Raw genomic sequence first — 23,441 nt, 5'->3', positions numbered from 1 at the left:
CTTCGGCGTGATGGGCGTCAATGGGTGGTAACGCGTTCGTTCAACGTTCGACACCCGCGTGTGGCACGCGTGGCCACCGGCCGGCTCGGCCCCGGGGAACACCCCGGCGGGGACGGGCGTTGCTGCCGGGTGACCGACGCCCGGCGCCCCGGTTGCGATGGCTCCAGCGGGGCTGCGCGGTTGTGTCGGGGCGTGCGGCTAGGCTCGCTGCGGCGCGCCGCGCGTGGAGATCGAGTCAGGGTGGATCAAGACGGTGAGCGGCACCACACCGCCGAGACCTGGGAGTACGACCAGTTGACCGCACAGCCTGAGACCCTCTACGGGGCCGACGACCTCACCCACCTCGAGGGCCTGGACGCCGTCCGCAAGCGTCCCGGCATGTACATCGGCTCCACCGACAGCCGTGGCGTGGGTCACCTCGTCAACGAGATCCTCGACAACTCCACCGACGAGGGTGTCGCGGGTCACGCCAGGAAGGTCGAGGTGACGCTGCACGCCGACGGTTCGGTGCAGGTCGACGACGACGGCCGCGGCATCCCCACCGACGTGCACGCCAAGTCCGGCATCTCCGGGGTCGAGCTGGTGCTCACCCGGCTGCACGCCGGCGGCAAGTTCGGCGGCTCCGGCTACAAGACCTCCGGCGGCCTGCACGGCGTCGGCGCCTCGGCGGTCAACGCGCTCTCCCGCCGCTTCGACGTCACCGTCCGGCGCGGCGGCAAGGTGCACGCCATGTCGTTCCGGCACGGCGTGCCGGGGATCTTCGACGGCGACGGCCCGGACGCCCCGTTCACCGCCGGTCCCGGCCTCCAGATCGTCGGGGCGATGAAGCGCGGCCAGCGCACCGGCACCTCGATCCGCTACTGGCACGACGCCCGCTACTTCGAAACCGGCGCGACGCTCGACGTCGACGCCGTCCGGATGAAGCTGCGCAACACCGCCTTCCTGGTGCCCGGGGTCGACTACCGGCTGCGCGACGAGACCGGTGAGCAGCCCGCCGAGGAGCGCTTCCACTTCCCCAACGGCCTCACCGACATGGTCGAGTTCCTGGCCCCGGCCGGCGACCGGCCGGTCTCCGGCACCCTGCTGGTCACCGGCGAGGGCACCTACCGGGAGAACGCCGCCGACGCCAACGGCGTGATGCAGTCCAACGTGCAGCGCCGCGCCGAGGTCGAGGTGGCCCTCCGCTGGGGCACCGGCTACGAGCGCACCGTGGAGTGCTTCACCAACACCATCCGCAACGCCCACGGCGGCACCCACCGCAAGGGCTTCGAGCGGGCGCTGGCGCGTACCCTCGCCGACGCCGTACGCAACACGCGGGGCCTGCTCAAGGCCAAGGAGGAGCCGCCCACCCTGGACGACGTCCTGGAGGGGATGACGGCCGTGGTGCACGTGCGCATCCCGGAGCCGCAGTTCACCTCGCAGACCAAGGACGAGCTCTCCACCGCCGGCATCACCAAGGTGATGCAGTCCCTGATCGAGCAGCACCTGAAGGCCTGGCTGGAGGACCGGCGCACCAAGGCCGAGGCGCGCACGGTGCTCCAGAAGATCGTCGACGCGGCGCGGGTCCGGCTCACCCAGAAGCAGCAGAAGGACGCGGCCCGGCGCAAGACCGCCCTGGAGGGCGCGTCGATGCCGGCCAAGCTGGTCGACTGCCGCGCGGCGGGCATCGACCGCAGTGAGCTGTTCATCGTGGAGGGCGACAGCGCCCTCGGGACAGGGCGACTTGCCCGATCCGCCGAGTACCAGGCGCTGCTGCCGATCCGCGGCAAGATCCTCAACGTGCAGAAGGCGAACCTCCAGCAGGTGCTGGACAACGCCGAGTGCGCCGCGATCGTGCAGGTGCTCGGCGCCGGCTCGGGGCGTACCTTCGACCTGTCGGCCCTGCGGTACGGCCGGGTCCTGATCATGGCGGACGCCGACGTGGACGGCGCACACATCCGTACCCTGCTCATCACGCTCTTCGCCCGCTACATGCGGCCGCTGATCGAGGCCGGTCGGCTCTTCGCCGCGATGCCGCCCCTGCACAAGATCACCACCAAGGGGCGCAACCCGCAGACCATCTACACCTACACCCAGGCCGAGATGGAGGCGACGGTCCGCAAGCTGGAGAAGGCCGGCAAGCAGATCGTCACCCCGATCCCGCGCTTCAAGGGCCTCGGCGAGATGGACGCCGACGAGCTGTGGGAGACCACGATGAACCCCGCCACCCGGGCGGTCCGCCGGATCACCCTCGACGACGTCGACGCCGCCGAGCGGATCCTCGAACTGCTGATGGGGGAGAAGGTCGAGCCGCGCCGCAACTGGCTGATCGACTCCTCCGACCGGGTCGACCGGGAAGCGATCGACGCATGAGCACCGGGTCCGTTCGAGGGGAAAGCTGACGATGGCACGCCGCAAGGAAGACCGCGCCAAGGTGGACCTGTCCGCCTTCGACCAGGCCGGCGCGCGGGTCTTCGACAACCCGCTGGTCACCGAGGTCTCCGACTCCTACCTGGAGTACGCCTTCTCGGTCATCCACTCCCGCGCCCTGCCCGACGCGCGCGACGGCCTCAAGCCGGTGCACCGGCGCATCCTCTGGTCCATGCACGAGGCCGGCCACCGGCCGGACCGGGGGCACGTCAAGTCCGCCCGGGTCGTCGGCGACGTGATGGGCAAGTACCACCCGCACGGCGACACCGCGATCTACGACGCGATGGTCCGGCTGGCCCAGGACTTCTCGCTGAACGCGCCGCTGATCGACGGGCACGGCAACTTCGGTTCCCCGGACGACGGCCCCGCCGCCGCGCGCTACTGCGTCACCGGTGACACTCGTCTTCGTCTCGCTGACGGCACCAGCCCTCGCATTGCAGACGTGGTGAACCTTCCGCCTGACAGTGAGGCCGATGCCGACTTCGAGGTGCTCGACAAGGACGGAAAAGCTGTCCGAGTCAACAAGGTATTCAACTCGGGTGTGCATCCGACCATCAGGATCGCAACGAAAGCGGGGTTCTCGCTCCGAGGTAGTGAAAATCACCTGGTGCTCTGTCTAGAGGCGCCCATGGGCGTCCCAGTCTTTCAGTGGCGACGACTCGATGAGATCACCGCAGGCACGATCGTGTGCATCGCGCGTAACGCCTGGTCTCAGGTGATCCCCACCGCTCGGGAGTACATGCTGGGCGTCCTCGGTGGAGCATGGGCTTCTGAAGGCTTCGCGAGTGAGTCCCGGGCAGGTTTCAACAACACCGACGAGCACTTCTTCGGCGAAGTCGTGCACGCGTACGACCAGATTGTGAGCGGTCGGCGCTATGTCAGCGATCGGCAGACCCGCCGCGACCGCAAACGCATCCAGGAATTGGATGTACAGGACTTCGCCGGTGGTATGGACGCGTTCCGAGCGAGCCCGCTCGCTGAATTCATCGGCCACCAGGCGCGGGACAAGTTCGTTCCGCAGTTCGTCTGGAACGGGGGCTGGGGGGTCAAGCGAGCCTTCCTGATGGCCCTTTTCGAGGGCGACGGTGGGGTTCGGGTCGCCAACGGCAGCTTCACGATCCAGTACACCAGCTACAGCGAACAGCTGACGAGGGATGTTCAGGAACTGCTTGCGGAGTTCGGCGTCCTCGCCTGCTGGCGTCAGTACACGCGTGCCAGCGGCTCAGTTGAGCACCGCCTCGTTGTCTCAGGGCTTCGGAACATCAAGGCGTTCGCTAGTCGCGTGGGCTTCCTGCGCACCAAACAGGCAGAGCTGAACCAGGTATTGCGGCATTCGCCGTTGCGTCCACACCGCCTGAGCAAGGACCACGTCCCGTTCGTCGCTGAGTACGTACGCAACGCTCTGGACTTCGACCGACGGGGCAGCGGACGTAAGTGGCTGACGAAGCACAACTTCGACCGCGTCGAGCGGTGGGAGACTGAGCGCCTGCGCATCATTGATCGGATCAAGGACACCGAGGTCCTCGCAACCATCCTTCCGATCATGGACTCTGGATATCGGTTTGAGCAGGTCACTGAGGTGACCCCTGGCGAGCCGGCGGAGGTCTACTCCGTTCGGGTCGAGTCTGAGGATCATTCCTTCCTCGCCGGTGGCTTTGTCAACCACAACACCGAGGCCCGGCTCTCCCGCGAGGCGATGCTGCTCGTCGGCGAGCTGGGCGAGGACACCGTCGACGTCGAGCCCAACTACGACGGCTCGCTGACCCAGCCCACCGTGCTGCCGGCCGCCTTCCCCAACCTGCTGGTCAACGGCGCGTCCGGGATCGCGGTCGGGATGGCGACCAACATGATCCCGCACAACCTCGGCGAGGTGGTCTCCGCCGCCCGCTGGCTGATCAACCACCCGGACGCCGACCTCGACAAGCTGATGGAGTTCGTTCCCGGCCCCGACCTGCCCACCGGCGGTCTGCTGCTCGGCCTGGACGAGGTGCGTCGGGCGTACGAGAGCGGGCGCGGCGTGGTGCGGATGCGCGGCAAGGTGGAGATCGGCCCCCTCGAGGGCAGCCGCGGCCGGCAGGCGATCACCGTCGTCGAGCTGCCGTACGGCGTCGGCGCGGAGAAGGTCATCGCGGCGATCACCAACGAGGTCACCAAGACCAAGCGGCTGACCGGCATCGCCGACGTCAAGGACCTCACCGACCGGGAGAGCGGCACCCGCCTGGTCATCGAGTGCAAGGTCGGCGTCAACCCACAGGCGCTGCTGGCCGACCTCTACCGGCTCACCCCGCTGGAGCAGTCGTTCGGCGTCAACAACCTGGTGCTGGTCGACGGCCAGCCGCGCACCCTCGGGCTGAAGGCGCTGCTGGAGGTCTTCCTGGCCCACCGCTACGAGGTCGTCACCCGGCGCAGCGCCTACCGCAGGCGCAAGCGCGAGGAGCGGCTGCACCTGGTCGATGGCCTGCTGATCGCCCTGCTCGACATCGACAAGGTGGTCAAGCTGATCCGGGCCAGCGAGGACGCCCAGGCGGCCAAGGACGGCCTGATGCAGAAATTCAAGCTCTCCGAGATCCAGGCCACCTACATCCTGGACACTCCGCTGCGCCGGTTGACCAAGTACGACCGGATCGAGCTGGAGGCCGAGCAGGAGAAGCTGCGCGGGGAGATCGCCGAGCTGTCCAAGATCCTCGACGACGACAAGGTGCTGAAGAAGGTCGTCTCCGACGAGCTGTCGGCGGTGGTGAAGCAGTTCGGCGCGCCGCGGCGTACCACCCTGGTCGACGGCGACCTCAAGGAGGTGCTGGCGGCGTCGGTGCCGGCCGGCCCGCTGGAGGTGGCCGACGACCCCTGCCAGGTGATCCTGTCCGCGACCGGGCTGGTGGCCCGCACCGCGGCCGAGTCGGAGGAGGCCGCCGAAGGGCGCCGGCGCAACGGCCGGGTCAAGCACGACACGGTACGCGCCGTCGTGCACACCACGGCCCGGGGCCGGGTGCTCCTGGTGACCAGCGCCGGCCGGGCGTTCAAGATCGACGTGCTGCCGCTGCCGGTGCTGCCGGAGCAGGCCGGCACGGTCTCGCTGCGCGGCGGCATGTCCGCCGCCGAGCTGGTGCCGCTGGAGGCCGGCGAGACGGTGGTCGGCCTGGCCCCGCTCGGGGCGGCCGCGCAGGGCTCGCCGGGCCTCGCGCTCGGCACCCGGCAGGGCGTGGTCAAGGTCTGCGCGCCGGAGTGGCCGGTCCGCTCGGACGAGTTCGAGGTGATCGGCCTGCGCGAGGGGGACGAGGTGGTCGGGGCGACCTGGCTCACCGACGGCGAGGAGGCGCTGACCTTCATCACCTCGGAGGCGTCGCTGCTGCGCTTCGCCGCCACGCTGGTCCGCCCGCAGGGGCTCAAGGGCGGCGGCATGGCCGGCGTCAACGTGCCCGACGGGGCGCGGGTGGTCTGGTTCGGAGCGGTCCGCACGGACGACCCCGGGCACGGGGAGCCGATGGTGGTCACCTCCACCGGCGCGACGGTCAAGGTGACGCCGTTCGGGGCGTACCCGGCGAAGGGGAGGGCGACCGGCGGCGTGCGTGCGCAGCGGTTCCTCAAGGGCGAGACGGACCTGGTGGTCGCCTGGGTCGGCGCCCGGCCGGTCGGCGCGACCGCGACCGGCGACCCGGTGGAGCTGCCCCCCGCCGACCCGCGCCGCGACGGTAGCGGCTTCGCTGTCATGCTCGGCCCCACGGTCCTCGGCTACCTCATCGAACGCGACTGACCCGCACGCGGAAGAAGCCCGGGGGCTGACGCCCCCGGGCCCCTTCCGCACCGCCCGGCCTGCCCTGTCGCTGTTGATCATGAAGTTAACGGCACTGATTCGGACAATTTCCGCTGCCAACTTCATGATCAACGGGCGGAACCGGGGCCGGGACCGGGACCGGGTGGGGTGCGTGGGGTGGGGTGGGTCAGGCGACGCCGGTGGGGCGGAACTGGACGCTGACGCGGGGGCCGACCGGGCGGGCGGTCTTGGGGATGGCGTGCTCCCAGGTGCGCTGGCAGGAGCCGCCCATCACCACCAGGTCGCCGTGCCCGAGCGGGAAGCGCAGGCTGGCGCCGCCGCCGCGCGGGCGCAGCAGCAGTGGCCGGGGCGAGCCGAACGAGACGATGGCGACCATGGTGTCGGTGTGCGCCGACCGGCCCTGGGTGTCGCCGTGCCAGGCGACGCTGTCCCGGCCGTCGCGATAGAGGCACATGCCGGCGGTGACGAAGGGTTCGCCCAGCTCGGCGGCGTAGTGCCGGGTCAGCGCCTCGCGGGCCTCGGTCAGCACCGGGTGCGGCAGCGGGCGGCCGCCCGCGTACCAGCAGAGCAGGCGGGGGACGTCGACCTCGGCGTCGTACATCGTTCGGCGCTCGGCGCGCCACGGCACCTCGGTCAGCAGGGTGTCGAGCACCGCGTCGGAGCCGCGCACCCAGCCGGGGAGGTGGTCGACCCAGGCGCCCCTGGTGAGCACGTGTCGGCGCAGCGCGCCCGGCAGCGGCCCGAGCGACGGACCGGTGTCGGCGAGGTCGAGCATCGACGGCTGGTAGGCGGCCTGCGTCATGCCGCCACCTTATCAGCGGTTTAGTACAGGCGTACGATCGCCGCGCTGGACCAGGTCGAGCAGCGCCTCAGCGACCAGGGCCCGGCCGCGCCCGTCGACCGTGGCCCAGGCCCGGGCGGCGAGCGCGGCCCGCCGCCGGGGGGAGCCGAGCAGGCCGGACAGCGTCCGCGCGGCCGCCGCCCGGGCCGCCCGCCCGGCCACCCCGGCCCCGGCCAGCTCCGGCAGCTCGCCCAGGCCGGCGACCAGCCCGTGGTCCACCACCCGGCGGTACGACTCGCGCTGGTTGTCCACCACGCAGACCAGCGCCGACGGCGCCCCCAGGCAGCACAGTTCCCAGGTGGACGTGCCAGCGGCGCTCACCACCAGGTCCGCCGCGCCGATCAGGGCGGGCAGCTCGTCGGTGGGCGGGACCGGACGCAGCGACTGGCCCCGGCCGGGGGTCAGCGCCTCCAGCTCCGCCTCGGCGTCGGGACGGCCGACCACCACGGTCAGCTCCATCGGGTGCCCGGTGGCGAGCAGCACCCGGGTCAGCACCGGGGCGGCGCCGAGCGCGTCGGTCCCGCCGAAGAAGGCGAGCACCCGGGGCCGGTCCACCGGCGCGGCCTGGCGCGGGGCGGCCGGCCGGGCGCCGATCACCGAGTCACGCAGCAGCGCGTACCGGGTGCCGGCCAGCAGCCGCCCGGCGGGCGCGTCGGTCCGGGCGCCGAAGTTCTGGTCCAGGTAGAGGTCGGCGTCCTGCCCCCGGGTGTCGCCGTCGACCACCGCCAGGGTGACCACGCCTGCCGCGCGCAGCGCCCCGGCGCCGGCCGGGTCCAGCTCGTACGAGTCGAGCACCATCGCGTCCAGCCGGTGCCGGTGGGCCGTCTCGACCAGCCCGGCCGGGGTGTCCGGGCCCGGGTAAGCCGGGATGCCCCGGGCCGCCAGCTGCGCCTGCGCCCAACCGATCCGCTCGACGGTGCCGAACAGCTCGACCCGGGCCCCCCGGGCCAGGAACTCCTCCCCGAGGGCCAGGCAGCGGACCAGGTGCCCGACGCCGCGCCGGGGCCCGGCGTCGCAGCGCAACCCGATCCGTGGCGTGTTCAGGACTCCTCCAGGCGCTTCTGGCGTACGGCGGCGTTGAGGGCGCGCAGGGCGGGCTGGCCGTCCAGCCAGTCGGCGAGCTTGGCCAGCGGCACGCTGACATCGCCGAAGTGGTCGGTGACCGCGCGCACCAGCGCCCAGTCCTGCTCGGTGTCGAGGGTGAGCCGCAGCGCCGACCGGTCCGGGGTGAGGGTCACCCCGAGCACCCGGAACAGCTCCGGGTGGGTGTACGCGTACGAGGTGACGTGCACCCGGTGGTGGTCGGTGGCGAGCCGGTCCAGGGTGCGCAGCGCGTCCGCCCGGATGATCTCGACGTCCAGCCCGCGGGGCAGCGTGCGGGCGATCGAGGTGCTGGCGTAGTCGAGCCCGGGCACCGCCCGGTACACCGACGCCACCAGCGCGATGATCTCCGGGTCGAGCAGCGGGCAGTCGGCGGTGAACCGCATGACCGCGTCACCGGGGTGGGCGGCCAGGGCGCCGACGAAGCGACCCAGCACGTCGTCGACCGGGCCCCGGTGGCACGGCACGCCCAGCCGGTCGCACTCGGCGGCGACCGCGTCGTCGACGGCGTCGGTGCTGGTCGCCACGACCAGGTCGGCGAGCACGCCGCTGTCCCGGGCGGCCCGGACCACCCGGCCGAGCACGCTGCGTCCGGCCAGCGGGCGCAGTACCTTGCCGGGCAGCCGGGACGAGCCCATCCGCGCCTGCACGATCCCCACGATCCGGGGCACCGACCCGATCTCCCCGCTCACTGCTGCTCCTCCCGCGGACCGCGCTGGTTCAGCGCCTCCCGGGCGCGGCGCTTGGCCGCCCGGGCGCCCCGCTTCGCCAGCCGGGCCGGCGTGATCGCCAGCCGGCCCACCCGGTAGCTCAGCGAACCGCTGAGCAGGTTGATGGTGGCGTCGGCCCGGCGCAACGCCCGCTCCCGCGAGGTCAGCAGCTCCTCGGTCCACTTCAGCAGCGCGCCCAGCCGGGTCAGCTCCTCCCGCTGGCGCAGCCACGCCTCCCGGAGCTGCTGATAGCTGCGCGGCCCGGCCGGCGGGTCGGTCGGCTCGACCGCGCGCAGCTCGGTGGCGAGGCGGACCCGCCCGTCGGCGTCGAGGCCGCGCAGCGCGGCGGAGACCGCCGCCTCCGCCTCGATCGCCGCGTCGACGGTGCGCCGGCCCAGCTCCCGGCCGGCGAGGCCGCCGAGCACCACGGTCAGGCCGGCGACGTCCAGGGTGGACGGCCAGGGGTGGGCGTACCCGCCGGTGAGCAGCGCGGCGGCGAACCGCCACAGGCTCCGGGCGAGCACCACGTCCACGTCCATCGGCGCGGCGGCCCGCCAGCTCGGGTCGAGCACCGCGTGCTCCTCGCCGGCCACCACCACGTTGTCCGTGCCGGCGAGGGCCACCGCGCCGCCCAGCCGACCGTGGGAGTCGGCGTCGGCGGCGAGCCAGGTCGCGTACCCGCGCAGCAGCCGGCGCAGGGTGTCCAGGTCGCGGCGCAGGCAGGCGTCGAGCAGCAGGGTGCGCAGCAGCCGCCCCTCGGGAACCGGCCCGTCCAGCGCGCCCGCGTCCCGGTAGGCCACCTCGCGGGTGGCGAACGGCGCCGGCTCCGGCCGGCTGACCCGGCCGCCCACCCGCCACCGCCAGCCGTCCGGCCCGTCGACCACCTCGATCACGCCGATCCCCGGCGGCCCGGTCTGCACCAGCGCCACGGGCAGTGCGTCCGGCGACGGGTCGACCGACTCGGTGTCCGGGTCGGCGGGTCGGCGGGCGAGCAGCAGCCAGCCCGGCGCCAGCGCCGAGCCGAGGCCCGCGTGCAGCGCGTCGACGGCCAGCCGGGCCGGGTCCTGGAGCACGATGGCCGTGCCGGTGCCGTCCGCGCAGGCACCGTGCAGCACCGCGTCGAGCAGCCCCGACGTGGTCCGCCGGTCCAGCTCGTCGACGGCCACCAGCGCGGTCGGCGCGGTCGGATCGGGGTACGCCGCGAAGCACTCCGTCGGCCGCAGTCCCGCCCCGGTGAGCCGGGCGCGCAGCTGCTCCGGGTTGGCCGGCCGGTCGGTGTCGAGCACCCCGCCGATGGTCCAGGCGGAGTCGGCGCGGTCGGCGTACCAGGGGGCGGTGGCCACCAGCCGGTGCACGCCGAGCGGGTTGTCCAGCCGCACCAGCAGCGTTCCGCCCGGGCGCAGCGCCCGCGCCAGCCGGTCCAGCACGCCGTCCCAGCCCAGCCGGGGGCCCTCCACCGACTCCACGGCGTCCAGCCCGGCGGCGGCCACCACCACGTCGAAGGTCTCGCCGGCGGGCAGGCCGGACGGGCCGCCCACCACCACCCGGGCGCCCCGCTCGGCCAGCGCCACCCCGTCCGGGTGGCTGCGCAGCAGGCAGGTCACCTCCGCGTGCGCCAGCCGGGTCAGCAGCGCCGGGTCGTGCGGCCCGGCCAGCAGCACCCGCGCCCCCGCCGGTACGACCCGGGCCGTCAGCGCGGCCACCGGCCCGCCGTCGGGCAGCCGCTCTTCCGGCAGGTCGGACCAGGCCAGCATCTCCCCGCCGGGCAGCGCGATCCGGGCCGCCGTCTCAGTGGTCAACTCTTCTCCTCCTGGAGGTTCGCCCACCCGAGCAGCTCGCGCAGCTCGGCCGGCGTACAGCGGTGGTCGGTGCCCAGCTCGGCGCGGGCGATCTCGACGGCGGTCGGCAGGTGGACGGACTCGCCGTGCAGCTCCGGCCACTGTCGGCGGATCCGGGCGGTGCCGCCGAAGGTCGGGTCCTCGGCGGCGAGGATCATCGGGTCGCCGTAGACGGCGGGTTCGCAGCCGGCGGCGATGCCGTAGAAGATCGCGCTGGTCAGCCGGTTGGAGGCGACCCGCTTGTGCCGGCGCAGCTCGGTGAGCTGCTTGTCGAGGAAGAGCGGGTCGGTGTCCTTCCACCAGTGGCCGCGGTAGCCGTGGCAGATGACCCGGAAGCCGGCGTTCTCGTAGAGCCGGCGCACCCGGCGCATGCCGTACTCGTGCCAGTAGAGGCAGACCGTGACCGGGCCGGGTTCGGTGGCCCGGATCCGGGCGATCAGCTCCTTGTGGTCGCCCTTGACGTGCTGGCCCTCCCAGCCGTGGAACGGGTACCAGATGGTGCCCGCCCGCTCCGTCTCCGGCGGGTCCTGCGGGCGCAGCGACAGCAGGTAGGTGAACGGCGCGCCGACGGTGACCACGTTGCGCCGCCCCACCGACCAGGCCCGCCGGCGGGTCTGCTCGGACCAGAGCAGGCTGGGGGTGAACTCGGCGTACGGGTGGCCGGGGGCCAGCCCGTCGCCGATGTTCCAGCCGTGCTGGACGTACCCGTTGATCCGGGGCGGGTGCCCGTCGCCCAGCCCGCAGTAGCGGGCCAGCACGTGCGCGTGGCCGTAGAAATGGTTCGCGTGGTGCATCGGTTCCCCCGTCAGGCGGCGGCGGGACGTGCCGTGACGCCCCGCAGTGCCGCGCCCAGCGCGTCGATCACGCGATCCTGGTCGGCGTCGGTCAGGGTCGGGAAGAGCGGCAACGACAGCTGCTGCTCGTAGAACGACTCGGCCACCGGGCAGGATCCGCGCCGGTAGCCGAGGTCGGCGAAGGCCGGGTGCCAGTGCGCGGGAAGGTAGTTGACCTGGACGCCGATGCCGGCGGCCCGCATCCGGTCGTACACCTCACGGCGGCGGCCGTCGAGCACCCGGATCGGGTAGAGGTGCCAGGCCGGGGCGGCCCACGAGCGGCGGCCGGGCCGCAGCACGCCGTCCAGGTCGGCCAGCGCCTCGTCGTACCGGGCGACCAGCCGGTCCCGGGCGGCGAGGAAGTCGCCGAGCCGGCGCAGCTGGCTGCGGCCGAGCGCGCAGAGCACGTCGGGCAGCCGGTAGTTCAGGCCGAACTCGTGCACCTCCTGGTGCCAGCCGCCCTCGTCCGGCCAGCGCAGCGCGTCCCGCTCGCGGACCAGCCCGATGTTGCGGAACCGGCGGGCCCGGGTCAGCAGCTCCGCGTCGAGCGCGGCGACCGCGCCGCCCTCGGCCGTGGTCAGGTTCTTGGTGGGGAAGAACGAGAAGGTGGTCAGGTCGGCCAGCGAGCCGACCGGCCGGCCCCGGTAGGTGGCGCCGATGGAGTGCGCCGCGTCGGCCAGCAGCAGCGCGTCGCTGCCGGCGAGGGCGCCGCGCAGGGCGTCGTAGTCGGCCGGGTGGCCGGCGTAGTCGACGGCGGAGACCACCCGGGTACGCGAGGTCGTCGCGGCGGCCGCCGCGGCCGGGTCGAGGGTGAAGGTCTCCTCCTCGACGTCGGCGAAGACCACCTTCGCGCCGAGCGCCACCGCGCTGCTGGCGGTGGCGACGAACGTCATCGGCGGCACCACCACCTCGTCGCCGGGGCCCACCCCGGCCGCCGCGTACCCGACGTGCAGGGCGGCGGTGCCGTTGGAGACCGCCGCGCAGCCGACCCCGCCGGTCCAGCTCGCCAGGTCGGTCTCGAAGGCGTCGACCTGCGGGCCGGTGGTGAGCCAGTCGCTGCGCAGCGCGGCGACCACGGCGGCGACGTCGTCGGCGGTGACCGACTGCCGCCCGTACGGCAGCATCGCCGTCACGCGCCGAGGCCGAGCATGTCGCGCAGCTGCTCGACGCGCAGCCACTCGTCGTTGGTGTCCGACTGGTACGCGAACCCGTCCGGCACCGGCTCGCAGCCGACCGGCGGCTGGTAGCCCCAGGTGGCGATGGTGGGCTGGACGATGAACCGGTCCTTGGCGCGCAGCGTCCGCCGGCTGTCGTCCGGGGCGATCATCTCCTCGTGCAGCTTCTCGCCCGGCCGGATGCCGATCTCGTGGGTGGTGGCGTCCGGGGCGACCGCCTCGACCAGGTCGAGGATGCGCATGCTGGGGATGCGCGGCACGAACAGCTCGCCGCCCTGCATCTGGTCGAAGCTGTCCATGACGAACTGGACGGCCTGGTCGAGGGTGATCCAGAACCGGGTCATCCGCTTGTCGGTGATCGGCAGGCTCTTGCCCTCGGCGGCCAGCCGGCGGAACAGCGGCACCACCGACCCGCGGCTGCCCACCACGTTGCCGTAGCGGACCACCGCGAAACGGGTGGGGTGCTGGGCGGCGTAGTGGTTGGCGGAGACGAAGAGCTTGTCACCGACCAGCTTGGTGGCGCCGTACAGGTTGATCGGGCTGGACGCCTTGTCGGTGGAGAGGGCGATGACCTTCTTGACGCCGGCCTCGATCGCGGCGTCCACCACGTGCTGGGAGCCGGTGATGTTGGTGGCGATGAACTCCGACGGGTTGTACTCGGCGGTGTCCACCTGCTTCAACGCCGCCGCGTGCACCACGTGGTCGACGCCGTGCATGGCCCGGGTGAGCCGGTGCCGGTCCCGGATGTCGCCGATGAACCAGCGCAGCCGCGGGTCGTCGCCGAGCTGCTGGCGCAGCTCGTACTGCTTCAGCTCGTCGCGGGAGAAGACCACCACCCGGGCCGGGTCGGCCTCGGCCAGGATGTGCCGGAGGAAGGTCCTACCGAAGGAACCGGTGCCGCCGGTGACCAGGATGGAGGATCCCGTCAGCTCGCTCAATGTGGTGCTCCCATGATCGCAGGTTGTGCGTCGGCGGCCGGGGGCCACGCGACCGGACGGACGCTAGCCACGGCGGGTTAACACCCCGACGCGCCCGGGTGAACCGAGCGCGCTGGTCCCGTGAATGCCGGACACCCGGCAGGCGAACACTTGCGCCGACCCCGCCGAGCGGCTGACCTGCCGGATCAGTCGTGGCTACAGTGGCCGCGCGGCCCCCCGGCGGATCCCCACCGTCGGCCGCCCCCACCGTCCCGGCGCCTCGGATCGATGGCGCCCCGCCCCGCCCGCGGACCCGGGCAGCGGGCTGGAGATCTTGGACAGTTTCCGTTCGAGCGGAACGGTAAGTGTCCAAGATTCGGCTGGCGCCGGGCGGCACCAGGCACCGCCCCCTGCCGACCGACGGTCGCCGGGGCCACCCAGCGAGCAGGAGGCGACGATGGCGTCCGGTACCGACGTACGGGAACGGGCAACTGCCCCGGCCGAGGCGGCGGCGCCGGCCCGGCGGCGTTGGCTGGTGCCGGCGCTGCTGGTCCTGGGCTGGCTCGCCGGGGTGGCCTGGCGGATGTGGCTGGCCCGGCACGTCACCCTGCCGATCGCGCACACCGACGAGGACAGCTACCTCAACACCGCCCGGGCGCTGGCCGGCGGGCCGGGCGGCTTCAGCAGCGAGAACGGCCCGCTGCGCCGGGTCGGCTACCCGATGCTGATCTCCCCGGCGTTCCTCGGCGAGCGGGACTTCACCGACAGCTACCGCCTGGTGCAGCTGATCAACGCGGCGGTCAACGCCACCGTGCTGCCGCTGGCGTACCTGCTGGCCCGTCGGCTGCTCGCGCTGCGCCGCTCGTACGCGCTGGTCGCCGCGGCGGTGGCCGCGACCCTGCCGGCCACCGCCTTCTACGCCGAGGTGGCGATGATCGACGCGGTGCTGGCGCCGCTGGTGCTGGCCTGGTTGCTGGCCGTGCACCGGTGGGTCGCCCGGCCGGGAGTGCTGGCCGCCGCGACGGTGGGCACGCTGGTCGGCGCCTTCCACCTGCTGCACTCGCGGGGCCTGGTGATCGTGGCGGTGCACGCCGGGCTGGTCCTGCTGCTGCTGGTCCGCCGCCGGGCCACCCTCGGGCAGGCGCTGGCGGCGGTCCTGCCGGTGCTGGCCCTGGCCCTGGTGAACGCCGTCGGTATCCGGCTGCTCGGCGACCGGGTCTACCTGTTGGGCAACCCGCCCGGCGGCGGCACCGTCCGGGCCGTCGCCTCCGGCCAGGGGCTGCTGCGGTTGGGGGCGGCCGTCGCCACGCAGCTCTGGTACCTGGTGGTGATCACCTTCGGGATGGCCGGGATCGCCTGGGCCGCCGCGGTGCGCGAGCTGCGCCGGCGCGGGGGCGACCCGGCCGTCCGCTGGACGCTCGGCGTCGCGCTGGTGACCAGCGTCGGCGTGGCCGGCGGCGCGTCGGTGATCCTGGCCGGCATCACCACCAAGCCGCTGGACGCCATCTACGGGCGGTACGTGCAGATGCTGGCCCCGTTCTGGCTGCTGGTCGGGGTGGGGGTGCTGCTCACCGTGGCGTACCGGGTGCTGCTGGCCCGGGCGGCCGTCGCGGTCGCGTTGCTGGTGGGGGGCGCGGCGCTGATCGCGGCCCGGCTCGCCTATGTGGCGCGCCGGGGGCACGAGCTGCGCTACGGCGGCTTCGGCGCCCCCGACCTGATGGCGCTGACGGGAGGCTGGCGCGAGTTCCGCCCGTTCACCGGGGCGGCGGTGGGCGTGGTGGCCTGCCTGCTGCTGGTCGCCGCGGTCCGGGTGCCGAGGCTGCGGGTGCCGGTGCTCGCCGCGCTGGTCGTGGTGAACCTCGGCACCATGCAGGTGATCACCGACCGGCTGGTCCGGCCGATGGTGGCGGCGACCGCGCCGACCCCGCGCGTCGCCGACCTCGGGGTACGCCCCGGTGAACGGGTCTACGCCTCGGTGGGCGTGCACTACATCCTGCGGTTCAACCTGAGCCACCAGGTGACCTGGAGCGACGTGCGGTGGTTCAGCGACCGGCCGCCGGCCGCCGCCGACGTGGTCTTCGCCCGCTGGGCGCCCGGCGCCCCGGACGACTGGGACGGCACCCGCTACGGCTTCACCCGCCTCGGCGGCAATCCGGGCCAGCACTGGGCGGCCTGGCGGCGCGGCTGACGATTCTTTCCCCACGTCCATGAACGGGGAATGGCCGGCCGGTTAATGCGCGGCGGACAATTGTCGACATCAGCGCCGTCGACGATTCTCCCGATGCAGCGAAACGGGGACGACGGTGATTTCCCGGCCGCCGTGCACCTGCTTTTCGGGGATGCCCTCGATGAACCGGAACCGGCGGTTCATCTGGCGGACCACCGTGTTGTCGGCGAGCACCTCGCCGTCGAGCCGGTCGAGCCGCAACTCGTCGAAGGCGTGGTCCACCGCCGCCCGCATCACCGCCAGCCAGGCGGGCAGCGTCTCGCCCCGCTCGGCCAGCCCGTCGGCGTCCAGGTAGAAGCCCCAGGAACCGGTACGTGGCCCGTCGAGACGCAGGTCGAAGAAGGTCACCACGCCGCAGGGCCGGCCGTCGCGGACGTACACGAGCACCCGGCGGGCGGGGTCGGTGCGCACCCGCGACCACCACGCGGCGTGCTCCTCGGCGGTGATCTCGTGACTGTTTTTGCTGACCTGCCGGTTGGTTTCCTGATTACGCCAGGACAACATCAGGTTAACGTCGTCCTCGGTCGCCCCACGCAGCACGCCGACCTCTTTCCATCCGGTTCCTACGGGCCCGGGAGACCCTACCCGGGAAATGCCGGGACCAATTCCCGGGCTGTACACTCCGCCGCATGAACGAATTGAGTCGCGCGCAGATCCGCGACCTCATGGCGCAGGTGCTCGCCAACCAGGGCAAGGTGCTGCCGGACGACGACGCCGCCGACCTGCGGGAGATCGGCTTCCGGTCGCTGGACTTCTCCGAGCTGGCCCTGCGGGTCGAGGACGAGACGGGGGAGGAGCTGAACTTCGACGCCCCCGGCCTGCGCCGGATCGCCACCGTCGGCGACGTCCTCGACTTCCTCGGCACGCTCCAGCGGCAGTGACCGTCATGACCTCGACCCCGGCCGGCCTGGACAACCGGGTCGTCCTCGGGGGCACCGCGCGCACCTGGCGGGCGCTGCCCGCGCCGGCGCTGCCGTCGCCCGCCGCGGTCCTCGCCGCCGGCTCCGCCGACGCGCTGGCCGCCGCCCGGCAGCACGCCGAGCACGGCACCGAGCTGCTGCTGAGCACCGCGCACCGGGTCGACCCGGCGATGCGGGACGAGCTGCGCGAGGCCGGCTTCGCGCTGACCACCCTGGACGCCGCCGGGCCGGTGACCGTACCGCCCACCCGGCCCCGCCCCGCCGAGCCCGGCCGGCTCTGGCTGCTCACCTCCGGCTCCACCGGGCGGCCCAAGCGGGTCGGGCACACCCTGGACTCGCTGACCACCGTCCGGGGCGCCCAGCCGGAGCGGACCTGGCTCTGCCCGTACGCCCCCGGCACGTACGCCTGGTGGCAGGTGGTGACGCTGTCGCTCACCCAGCCCGGGCAGCACCTCGTGGTGGTCGACCCGGACGAGCTGGACGAGTGGCCGGCCGTCGCCGCCGCGCACGGCGTGGACGCCGCCTCCGGCACCCCGACCTTCTGGCGGCGCACCCTGCACCGCGACGGCGCGGCGCTGGCCCGGGTGCCGCTGCGCCAGCTCACCCTCGGCGGGGAGCCGGTCGACCAGGCCGTCCTCGACCAGCTCCGCGCGGTCTTCCCGACCGCCCGGATCTCCTGGATCTACGCCTCCTCCGAGGTCGGCGCGTCCATCGTGGTGCACGACGGCCGCGCCGGGTTCCCGGTCGACTGGCTGGACCGGGAGGTGCCCGGCCGGCCCCGGCTCTCGGTCGACGGCGAGGAGCTGGTGGTCAGCTCGCCGTACCACGGGGTCGGGCTCGACGGGCCGGTGCGCACCGGCGACCGGGTGCAGGTGGTCGACGACCGGGTGCTGATCACCGGCCGGCTCGACTCCGACGAGATCAACGTCGGCGGCAGCAAGGTCTCCGCCGGGCTGGTCCGGGGCGTGCTCACCGCCCACTCCCGGGTGGCCTGGGCGCGGGTCACCGGCCGGCGCGCCCCCGTGCTCGGCCGGATGGTCGTCGCCGAGGTGGTGCCGACACCGTCCGGCGACCCGCTGGACGAGGCCACGCTGGTGCGCTGGTGCGCCGACCGGCTTCCCGACTACGCGGTGCCGCGCCGCATCCGCATGTTCACCGAGATCCCCGTCAAGGAGACGTTGAAGAGCGATGTCTGACTCCCCGCTCGTCCCGCCCAGCACCGTGGTCCTCGTCTCCGGCGGTTCCCGGGGGCTGGGCTTGGCCATCGTCACCGACCTGCTCGACGCCGGCGTACGGGTGGCGGCCTTCGCCCGTACCGTCACGCCGGAGCTGGAGAAGCTGGCCGCCGAGCATCCCGACCGGGTGCACGTCGGCGCGGTCGACGTCACCGACCCGGCCGCCACCCAGGCCTTCGTGCGGGAGGTGGAGGAGCGGCTCGGCCCGATCGACGGCGTCGTCAACAACGCCGCCGTCGGGCAGGACTCGCTGCACGTGCACACCTCCACCGGCGACATCGCCCGGATCATCGAGACCAACCTGACCGCGCCGTTGCAGCTCACTCGCCTGGTGATCCGGCGGATGCTGGGCAAGGGGCTGCGCGGGCGGATCGTCAACATCACCTCCATCTGCGCGCAGCGCGGCTTCCCGGGACTGGTGGCGTACTCGGCCACCAAGGGCGGCATGGACGCCGCCACCCGCTCGCTGGCCCGGGAGCTGGGCGGCCGGATGCTGGTCAACTCGGTGGCGCCCGGCTTCTTCGCCTCGGAGATGTCCGCCGTGCTGGGCAGCACCCAGCTCGACCAGATCGTCCGGCGCACCCCCACCGGCCACCTCACCGAGCCGGAGGAGGTCGTGCCGGTGGTGCGGATGCTGCTGCGCGAGCAGACCAACATCAACGGCCAGGTGATCGTGGTGGACGGTGCGGCCTCCGTCTGAGCCGGAGGTCGCCGGCCGCCGGCCGAGACCGGTGCCCGCGCTACTCGCCGCCGCGGAACGGTTCCTGCGGGTGGGCACGCCCGCCGACCTGGCGTACGCGGTCACCCGCAGCCATCTCGACGACGGACGCTGCGTCGGCTGGTACGGCCCGCCGATCCCCGGGTGGCGGATCGCGCTGGACGCTGAGCGCGCCCAGGCGGCGGTGCCCCCGGCGCTGGCCCGGCGCTTCGGGCCCGCCGACTTCTGGGCACGCTGGACCCGGGCGGAGAGCCTCTGCAAGCTGGCCGACGTGCCGGTGGGCGTCTGGTGGCGACGGCACGGGCTGGCCGTACCGCCGGACACGCCCGCGGTGTGGCGGACCCTGCGCCTGGGCGACGTGGTGGTGACCGTCGCCTTCGCGCCCTGACTCGCCGCCCCGCGCCGCACTGCGTCGCCTCGCGCCTGCCGCCGCATGCGCCTCGCGCCGCCTGCGCCTCGCGCCGCGCTGCGGTGCCTTGCGCGCGGCTAGGGCTGGGCGGCCGTGCCTTTCGCGCCGCGCCGCACGGCCGGGCCTCGGGCCGTGCGGCCATGCCTGGGGCCGCGCGACGCCGCCTGTGCCGTGGCCGCGGCCCGGGTGGCTGAGTCGTTTGCGACATCACCTCGAAAGGGAGCCAGGACACCCCGGCTGGCCGGCGGACGGCGACACCGGCCCCGGGAAGCCCGGAGCCGGTGTCGGTCAGCGACGGCTCAGACGAGGTCCCAGCTCAGCGGGGTGCCGCGCGGGACGTCGACGGCGAAGCTGCGGCCCAGCACCTTCTCGATCTCCACCGGCGGCAGCCCACCCGCGGGCCGGATCGACCGCACGTTGTCGGCGGTCACCGGGTCGCCGGCGCGCACGTCCGCCACCACGTAGAGCGAACGGCGGAACCGCAGCCCCTCCCGCTCGGCGGAGGTGGGGCCGATCGCGGTGCCGCCCAGCGCCGCGTACGCCCGCCCCGACTCGACCACCAGCGCGGCCAGCTCCTCCGGGTTGAGGGAGAAGTCGGAGTCCACCCCGCCGTCGGCGCGGTCCAGCGTCACGTGCTTCTCGATGAAGCAGGCGCCCAGCGCCACCGAGGCGACCGGCACGCCGATGCCGGGGGTGTGGTCGGAGAGCCCCACCGGCACGCCGAACGCGTCGGCGAGCACCGGGATGCGGCGAAGGTTGCTGTCCGCCGGCGGCGCCGGGTAGGAGGCGGTGCAGGCCAGCAGCACGATGCCGCCGGCCCCGCCGTCCCGGGCGGTCCGCACCGCGGCGTCGATCTCGGCCACTGTCGCCATTCCGGTCGAAATGACCAGCGGCTTGCCGGTGCCGGCGACCAGCCGGATCAGCGGCAGGTCGACCAGCTCCGACGAGGCGATCTTGTACGCCGGCGCGTCCAGCTCCTCCAGCAGCTCGACGGCGGTCGCGTCGAACGGCGAGGAGAAGACGGTCAGCCCCCGCTCGCGGGCCCGGGCGAAGATCGGCGCGTGCCACTCGTACGGCGTGTGCGCCCGCTCGTAGAGCCGGTACAGGTTCTGCCCGCCCCACAGCTCGTGCCCGCCGGAGATCCGGAAGGCCGGGGTGTCGACGTCGATGGTGATCGTGTCCGGCCGGTACGTCTGGAGCTTCAGCGCGTGCGCCCCGCTGGCCGCGACCGCGTCCACGATGGCCAGCGCCCGGTCCAGGTCACCGTTGTGGTTGCCGGACATCTCGGCGACCACGAAGGGCCGCTCCCCGGCGCCGACCACGTGCGGCCCGATCTTCACTGTCATCATGCCCGACCTCTGTCCGCTGTGCGTCCGCGCAGGCGCGCGGTCCCTGCCTCGTCGTCCGGGGACGACCTGGAAAACTCCGCCGCCGGGTGCCGCCCCAACCGGGTCCGGACATCACGGCGGCGCGACGTGTCGATCCTCGCCGTCACGGCGTGCCGTGACGGGCCAGCGCGTCGGTCGCCTCGGCCCGCTCCGCCGGGTCGGCGGCGACCCGGTTCGCACCCGCCGACGCGCCGGCGGCGCCGGCCGGCGGCGCGGCGGGCCGGCGCAGCCGACCGGCCAGCCGGTGGGCCTGGCGCAGCGCCGCGTACGCGAGGTAGTTGTCCCGGCCCACCAGCCGGTGCTTGAGCCCGGCCACCCCGCCGGGGCGGGGGTAGCCGCCCGCCGGCAGGTGGCGACGGTACTGGGCGGCCACCCGGTGGAAGAACTCCCGGCGCAGGTGCGGGTGCAGCCGGTCGTCGTTGCCGACCACCACCAGCATGTGGTTGACCATCAGCCCGAACAGCTCGGCCCGCAGCCGCTCGTCGGGGTACCGTCGCCCGACCCAGTCCAGCAGCCGGTCGTACTGCTCGAAGGCGTCGAAGTGCCGGCCGCTGCGGGTGGAGGTGATCGCGCCCTGCCGGCCCTGCCGGTAGAGGTAGCAGACCCGGTCCAGCACCGAGATCTTCTCCGCGCCGATCAGCAGCGGGTGGCTGAACGGGATGTCCTCGTACCAGCCGGGGTGGAAGCGCAGCTCCAGCTCGTCCATGAAGGCGCGGCGGACCACCTTGTTCCAGGCGGTGTGCTGCACCCGCAGCAGCTGCGGCCGGTCGGCCAGCCGGACCACGTCGGGCACCCCGCGCAGCAGGGGACTGCTGGCGTCCAGTTCGCGCCGCCCGCCCTCGTGCACCCGCACATGGTCCAGCAGCAGCACGTCGGGGCGGTGTGCGCGCAGCCGGTCCAGCACCGCGGGGATGGTGCCCGGCGGCAGCCAGTCGTCGCTGTCGACGAACCAGACGTAGTCGCCGGTCGCCACCTCCAGCCCGGCGTTGCGAGCCGGGCCCAGCCCGACGTTGCTGCTCAGGTGCACGGTGCGGACCTCGGACCGGCCGACGGCGTACGAGCGCAGCATGTCGCCGCACCGGTCCGGGGAGGCGTCGTCGACGGCGACCAGCTCGACCGTGCCCCGCTCGCCGGCCGGGACGTCCGCCCGGATCGACTCGAGGCACTGGTACAGGTACGCCTCCACCCCGTGGACCGGCACGACGATGCTCAACAGCGGGGTGGCGGGCGTCGGCTCGTTGACCACGCCGCCACCCTGGTGCACCCGGGTGGACGGCCCCGGAACCTGACGTATCCGGTGGAGATGGAGTTACTGAACAGCCGCCGAGCGGCGGGTTAACGACTCAGGATGGCCCGTACCGGCGCGCCGACCGCGCGCCTGACCCGGGCCCGCAACCGCTGCTCCTCCAGCGTCCGCACCTGGCCGGCCAGCGCCGTGTTGCGGTCCCGCAGCCACTGGATCCGCTCAAGCAGGGCCTCGGGGGAGGTCGCGGTGGCCGGCCGGACGGCCGGCGGGAAGCTGGTGGCGCGGACCCGTTCGTCGAAGCGGGTGGTGGCGTCCCCGTCGTCGAACGCGTTGCCGAGCCGGTGCGCGGCCAGGAACGCCGCCATCCGCTCGTAGCGGTCCCGGTGGCCGGCGTGCAGGGCGGTGTAGTCCGCCTCGGCGTAGAGCTGCGCGGCGTCGACGTCGGCGGGCACCTCCTTCATCGTCCGGTGCGGGATGTCGAAGTACCGGGCCAGCTCCAGCGTGCGCGAGTCGTGCGCGAAGAGGTAGGCGGGGGTCCCGGCGACCAGCGCGGTGATGGTGCCGTGGATGCGGGTGCCGAAGGCGAAGTCGAACCCGGAGAGGTAGTCCATCCAGGTCCACGGGTCGAGGAACATCCGCACCTTGTCCTCGACGAACAGCGGGTGGGAGGTGTGCACCGGGATCGGGCTGGTCTTCCCGAGGTCCTCCGGTGCGTCGCCGTAGAGCAGCGTGCCGAGAGTGGTGAGGTCCTGCGGCAGGTAGCGCAGGTTCGGGTAGCGCCGGTGGTGCGCGGCGATGATCTTCGCCATCGACTTGACGTACGGGGAGACGGTCAGCGCCACCCGGGCGTCCCGCTCCAGCGTCGGCGTGGTCTTCTCCACCGTCAGCCGGTCGCCGTGCAGGAACATCGACGGGCAGCCGATCACGTCGACCGCCGAGAAGCCCAGGGTGCGCAGGTAGCTCTCGGTGATCTCGCCGCGTACGCCGATGCTGGGCGAGCGGTCGAGCACGGCCCGGACGAACCGGCTGACCACGGCGTCGATCGGGCGCAGGTACTCCCGGTCGCCGGTGACGTCGGTCTGCACCCCGACGCCGAGCACGACCACCGGGATCTTCAGCCGCTCGACCAGCCGGGCCATCAGCTCGATGCGGTGCGCGTAGCTGCGCCGGAAGGCGTTGGCCAGCGGCATGACGTAGACGTCGTACCGCTCGTTGATCTCCTCTGCGTCGCGCGGGTTGACCTTGAACTCGGTCGGCGTGATCTCGGCGGTCGTCGTGCTGAGCAGCTTGTGGGCGGCGTGGCTGAAGACGAGGTTACCGTTGTTGACCCCGATCCAGTCGCCCTCGAAGGCCTCCTCGGCGGAGCGGACGTCGAACGGGCCCTTCTTCGCCCGCATCAGAATCCGCTGGTGCATCGCCGCTCCATCTCGTGGTCCACGCGTGCCGGGGCGGCCCGGAGGGAGGACGCCGGCCGGCCCGCCGCCGGGCACGACGTCGGCTGCGGGTCCGGGGAATGTTAGGGCAATCTGCAGCCGGCGTACATCTCCCGGTGGGTCCGCGTCCCCCGGCCCGGTCGTGGCGGCCCCACCAGCCGGTAGGGTGCCCGGACGGTGGCACGACCGGTGCCGCCGTCCGGCGCCGGGCCGCGGTCGCGGCGGCGAGCGGCCGGGGGAGGAGAGGTACGTGCGGGTGAGCGTGGCGA

Annotated in this window: 17 protein-coding genes and 3 pseudogenes; 9 read left to right on the top strand and 11 right to left on the bottom strand. The window is 73.4% G+C overall.

Annotated features, from left to right (window positions below):
* Positions 1 to 294: 294 nt before the first annotated feature.
* From M2302_RS09335 to M2302_RS33080, 4 genes and pseudogenes are all read left to right on the top strand, one after another.
* Positions 295 to 2,352 (top strand): DNA topoisomerase IV subunit B, encoded by a 2,058-nt coding sequence (locus tag M2302_RS09335; protein WP_280837556.1) that lies wholly within the window; start codon positions 295 to 297, stop codon positions 2,350 to 2,352.
* 31 nt (positions 2,353 to 2,383) lie between these two features.
* Positions 2,384 to 2,791, top strand: a pseudogene (locus M2302_RS33090) (DNA gyrase subunit A); the annotation flags it as partial.
* Between the two features lie 12 nt (positions 2,792 to 2,803).
* Positions 2,804 to 3,685 (top strand): annotated as a pseudogene (locus tag M2302_RS33085) (LAGLIDADG family homing endonuclease); the annotation flags it as partial.
* Positions 3,686 to 4,078: 393 nt separating this feature from the next.
* Positions 4,079 to 6,160 (top strand): annotated as a pseudogene (locus M2302_RS33080) (DNA gyrase subunit A); the annotation flags it as partial.
* A gap of 187 nt (positions 6,161 to 6,347) precedes the next feature.
* Here M2302_RS33080 and M2302_RS09325 read toward each other — a convergent pair.
* The 7 genes from M2302_RS09325 to pseB are packed head-to-tail and all read right to left on the bottom strand — an operon-like array spanning position 6,348 to position 13,617.
* Positions 6,348 to 6,983 carry an alpha-ketoglutarate-dependent dioxygenase AlkB gene (locus tag M2302_RS09325; RefSeq protein WP_280837505.1) on the bottom strand — a complete coding sequence of 212 codons (636 nt, stop codon included), beginning with the start codon at positions 6,981 to 6,983 and terminating at the stop codon, positions 6,348 to 6,350.
* A gap of 12 nt (positions 6,984 to 6,995) precedes the next feature.
* Positions 6,996 to 8,066: a spore coat protein gene (locus M2302_RS09320; protein WP_280837555.1), complete on the bottom strand. Its 1,071-nt coding sequence runs from the start codon at positions 8,064 to 8,066 to the stop codon at positions 6,996 to 6,998.
* Positions 8,063 to 8,794, bottom strand: coding sequence for a glycosyltransferase family protein (locus M2302_RS09315; RefSeq protein ID WP_280837554.1), 732 nt, complete (start codon positions 8,792 to 8,794; stop codon positions 8,063 to 8,065). The genes M2302_RS09320 and M2302_RS09315 overlap by 4 nt, the downstream gene beginning before the upstream one ends.
* Before the next feature lie 17 nt (positions 8,795 to 8,811).
* Positions 8,812 to 10,632 carry a class I SAM-dependent methyltransferase gene (locus M2302_RS09310; RefSeq protein WP_280837504.1) on the bottom strand — a complete coding sequence of 607 codons (1,821 nt, stop codon included), beginning with the start codon at positions 10,630 to 10,632 and terminating at the stop codon, positions 8,812 to 8,814.
* The gene (locus M2302_RS09305) at positions 10,629 to 11,465 is read right to left on the bottom strand and encodes a hypothetical protein (protein ID WP_280837503.1); all 837 of its coding nucleotides are present in this window, start codon (positions 11,463 to 11,465) and stop codon (positions 10,629 to 10,631) included. The genes M2302_RS09310 and M2302_RS09305 overlap by 4 nt, the downstream gene beginning before the upstream one ends.
* An 11-nt stretch (positions 11,466 to 11,476) precedes the next feature.
* The gene (locus M2302_RS09300; protein WP_280837502.1) at positions 11,477 to 12,637 is read right to left on the bottom strand and encodes a DegT/DnrJ/EryC1/StrS family aminotransferase; all 1,161 of its coding nucleotides are present in this window, start codon (positions 12,635 to 12,637) and stop codon (positions 11,477 to 11,479) included.
* Complete coding sequence (pseB, locus tag M2302_RS09295) at positions 12,634 to 13,617, bottom strand: UDP-N-acetylglucosamine 4,6-dehydratase (inverting) (protein WP_280837501.1); 984 nt, start codon at positions 13,615 to 13,617, stop codon at positions 12,634 to 12,636. The genes M2302_RS09300 and pseB overlap by 4 nt, the downstream gene beginning before the upstream one ends.
* Positions 13,618 to 14,053: 436 nt before the next feature.
* Here pseB and M2302_RS09290 point away from each other — a divergent pair, with 436 nt between their 5' ends.
* Positions 14,054 to 15,784 (top strand): hypothetical protein, encoded by a 1,731-nt coding sequence (locus M2302_RS09290; RefSeq protein WP_280837500.1) that lies wholly within the window; start codon positions 14,054 to 14,056, stop codon positions 15,782 to 15,784.
* Between the two features lie 69 nt (positions 15,785 to 15,853).
* On the opposite strand, the gene M2302_RS09285 is transcribed toward M2302_RS09290, so the two are convergent.
* Positions 15,854 to 16,363 (bottom strand): GNAT family N-acetyltransferase, encoded by a 510-nt coding sequence (locus M2302_RS09285; RefSeq protein ID WP_280837499.1) that lies wholly within the window; start codon positions 16,361 to 16,363, stop codon positions 15,854 to 15,856.
* A gap of 89 nt (positions 16,364 to 16,452) precedes the next feature.
* On the opposite strand from M2302_RS09285, the gene M2302_RS09280 reads away from it, so the two are divergent.
* Genes M2302_RS09280 through M2302_RS09265 form a run of 4 tightly spaced genes read left to right on the top strand, consistent with a single transcriptional unit; the run spans position 16,453 to position 19,084 of the window.
* Positions 16,453 to 16,704, top strand: a complete 252-nt coding sequence (locus M2302_RS09280; RefSeq protein WP_170285331.1) for an acyl carrier protein — start codon at positions 16,453 to 16,455, stop codon at positions 16,702 to 16,704.
* A 5-nt stretch (positions 16,705 to 16,709) separates the two neighbouring features.
* Positions 16,710 to 17,939, top strand: a complete 1,230-nt coding sequence (locus tag M2302_RS09275; RefSeq protein ID WP_280837553.1) for an AMP-binding protein — start codon at positions 16,710 to 16,712, stop codon at positions 17,937 to 17,939.
* Positions 17,932 to 18,678 carry an SDR family NAD(P)-dependent oxidoreductase gene (locus M2302_RS09270; protein ID WP_280837498.1) on the top strand — a complete coding sequence of 249 codons (747 nt, stop codon included), beginning with the start codon at positions 17,932 to 17,934 and terminating at the stop codon, positions 18,676 to 18,678. Before M2302_RS09275 ends, M2302_RS09270 begins: the two co-directional genes overlap by 8 nt.
* Complete coding sequence (locus M2302_RS09265; protein WP_280837497.1) at positions 18,662 to 19,084, top strand: hypothetical protein; 423 nt, start codon at positions 18,662 to 18,664, stop codon at positions 19,082 to 19,084. The genes M2302_RS09270 and M2302_RS09265 overlap by 17 nt, the downstream gene beginning before the upstream one ends.
* 320 nt (positions 19,085 to 19,404) lie before the next feature.
* Here M2302_RS09265 and pseI read toward each other — a convergent pair whose 3' ends face one another.
* From pseI to M2302_RS09250, 3 genes are all read right to left on the bottom strand, one after another.
* Entirely contained in the window at positions 19,405 to 20,454 is a 1,050-nt protein-coding gene (gene pseI / locus M2302_RS09260; protein WP_280837496.1) for a pseudaminic acid synthase, read from the bottom strand.
* A gap of 142 nt (positions 20,455 to 20,596) precedes the next feature.
* Positions 20,597 to 21,739: a glycosyltransferase gene (locus M2302_RS09255; protein ID WP_280837495.1), complete on the bottom strand. Its 1,143-nt coding sequence runs from the start codon at positions 21,737 to 21,739 to the stop codon at positions 20,597 to 20,599.
* A gap of 89 nt (positions 21,740 to 21,828) precedes the next feature.
* Positions 21,829 to 23,154 (bottom strand): polysaccharide pyruvyl transferase family protein, encoded by a 1,326-nt coding sequence (locus M2302_RS09250; protein WP_280837494.1) that lies wholly within the window; start codon positions 23,152 to 23,154, stop codon positions 21,829 to 21,831.
* Positions 23,155 to 23,441: the final 287 nt, after the last annotated feature.

It is taken from the genome of Micromonospora sp. A200, from assembly GCF_029893845.1.
Lineage (GTDB): Bacteria > Actinomycetota > Actinomycetes > Mycobacteriales > Micromonosporaceae > Micromonospora > Micromonospora purpureochromogenes.
Note: the sequence above shows the minus strand (reverse complement) of the source record. Positions and strands in the feature narration are given on the sequence as shown.

Bases quoted from the DNA above. Each gene is read 5' to 3' on its own strand.
- M2302_RS09275 (WP_280837553.1), top strand. From the start codon at position 16,710: ATGACCTCGACCCCGGCCGGCCTGGACAACCGGGTCGTCCTCGGGGGC.
- M2302_RS09270 (WP_280837498.1), top strand. From the start codon at position 17,932: ATGTCTGACTCCCCGCTCGTCCCGCCCAGCACCGTGGTCCTCGTCTCC.
- M2302_RS09280 (WP_170285331.1), top strand. From the start codon at position 16,453: ATGAACGAATTGAGTCGCGCGCAGATCCGCGACCTCATGGCGCAGGTG.
- pseI (WP_280837496.1), bottom strand. From the start codon at position 20,454: ATGATGACAGTGAAGATCGGGCCGCACGTGGTCGGCGCCGGGGAGCGG.
- M2302_RS09325 (WP_280837505.1), bottom strand. From the start codon at position 6,983: ATGACGCAGGCCGCCTACCAGCCGTCGATGCTCGACCTCGCCGACACC.
- M2302_RS09305 (WP_280837503.1), bottom strand. From the start codon at position 11,465: ATGCACCACGCGAACCATTTCTACGGCCACGCGCACGTGCTGGCCCGC.
- M2302_RS09250 (WP_280837494.1), bottom strand. From the start codon at position 23,154: ATGCACCAGCGGATTCTGATGCGGGCGAAGAAGGGCCCGTTCGACGTC.
- M2302_RS09290 (WP_280837500.1), top strand. From the start codon at position 14,054: ATGGCGTCCGGTACCGACGTACGGGAACGGGCAACTGCCCCGGCCGAG.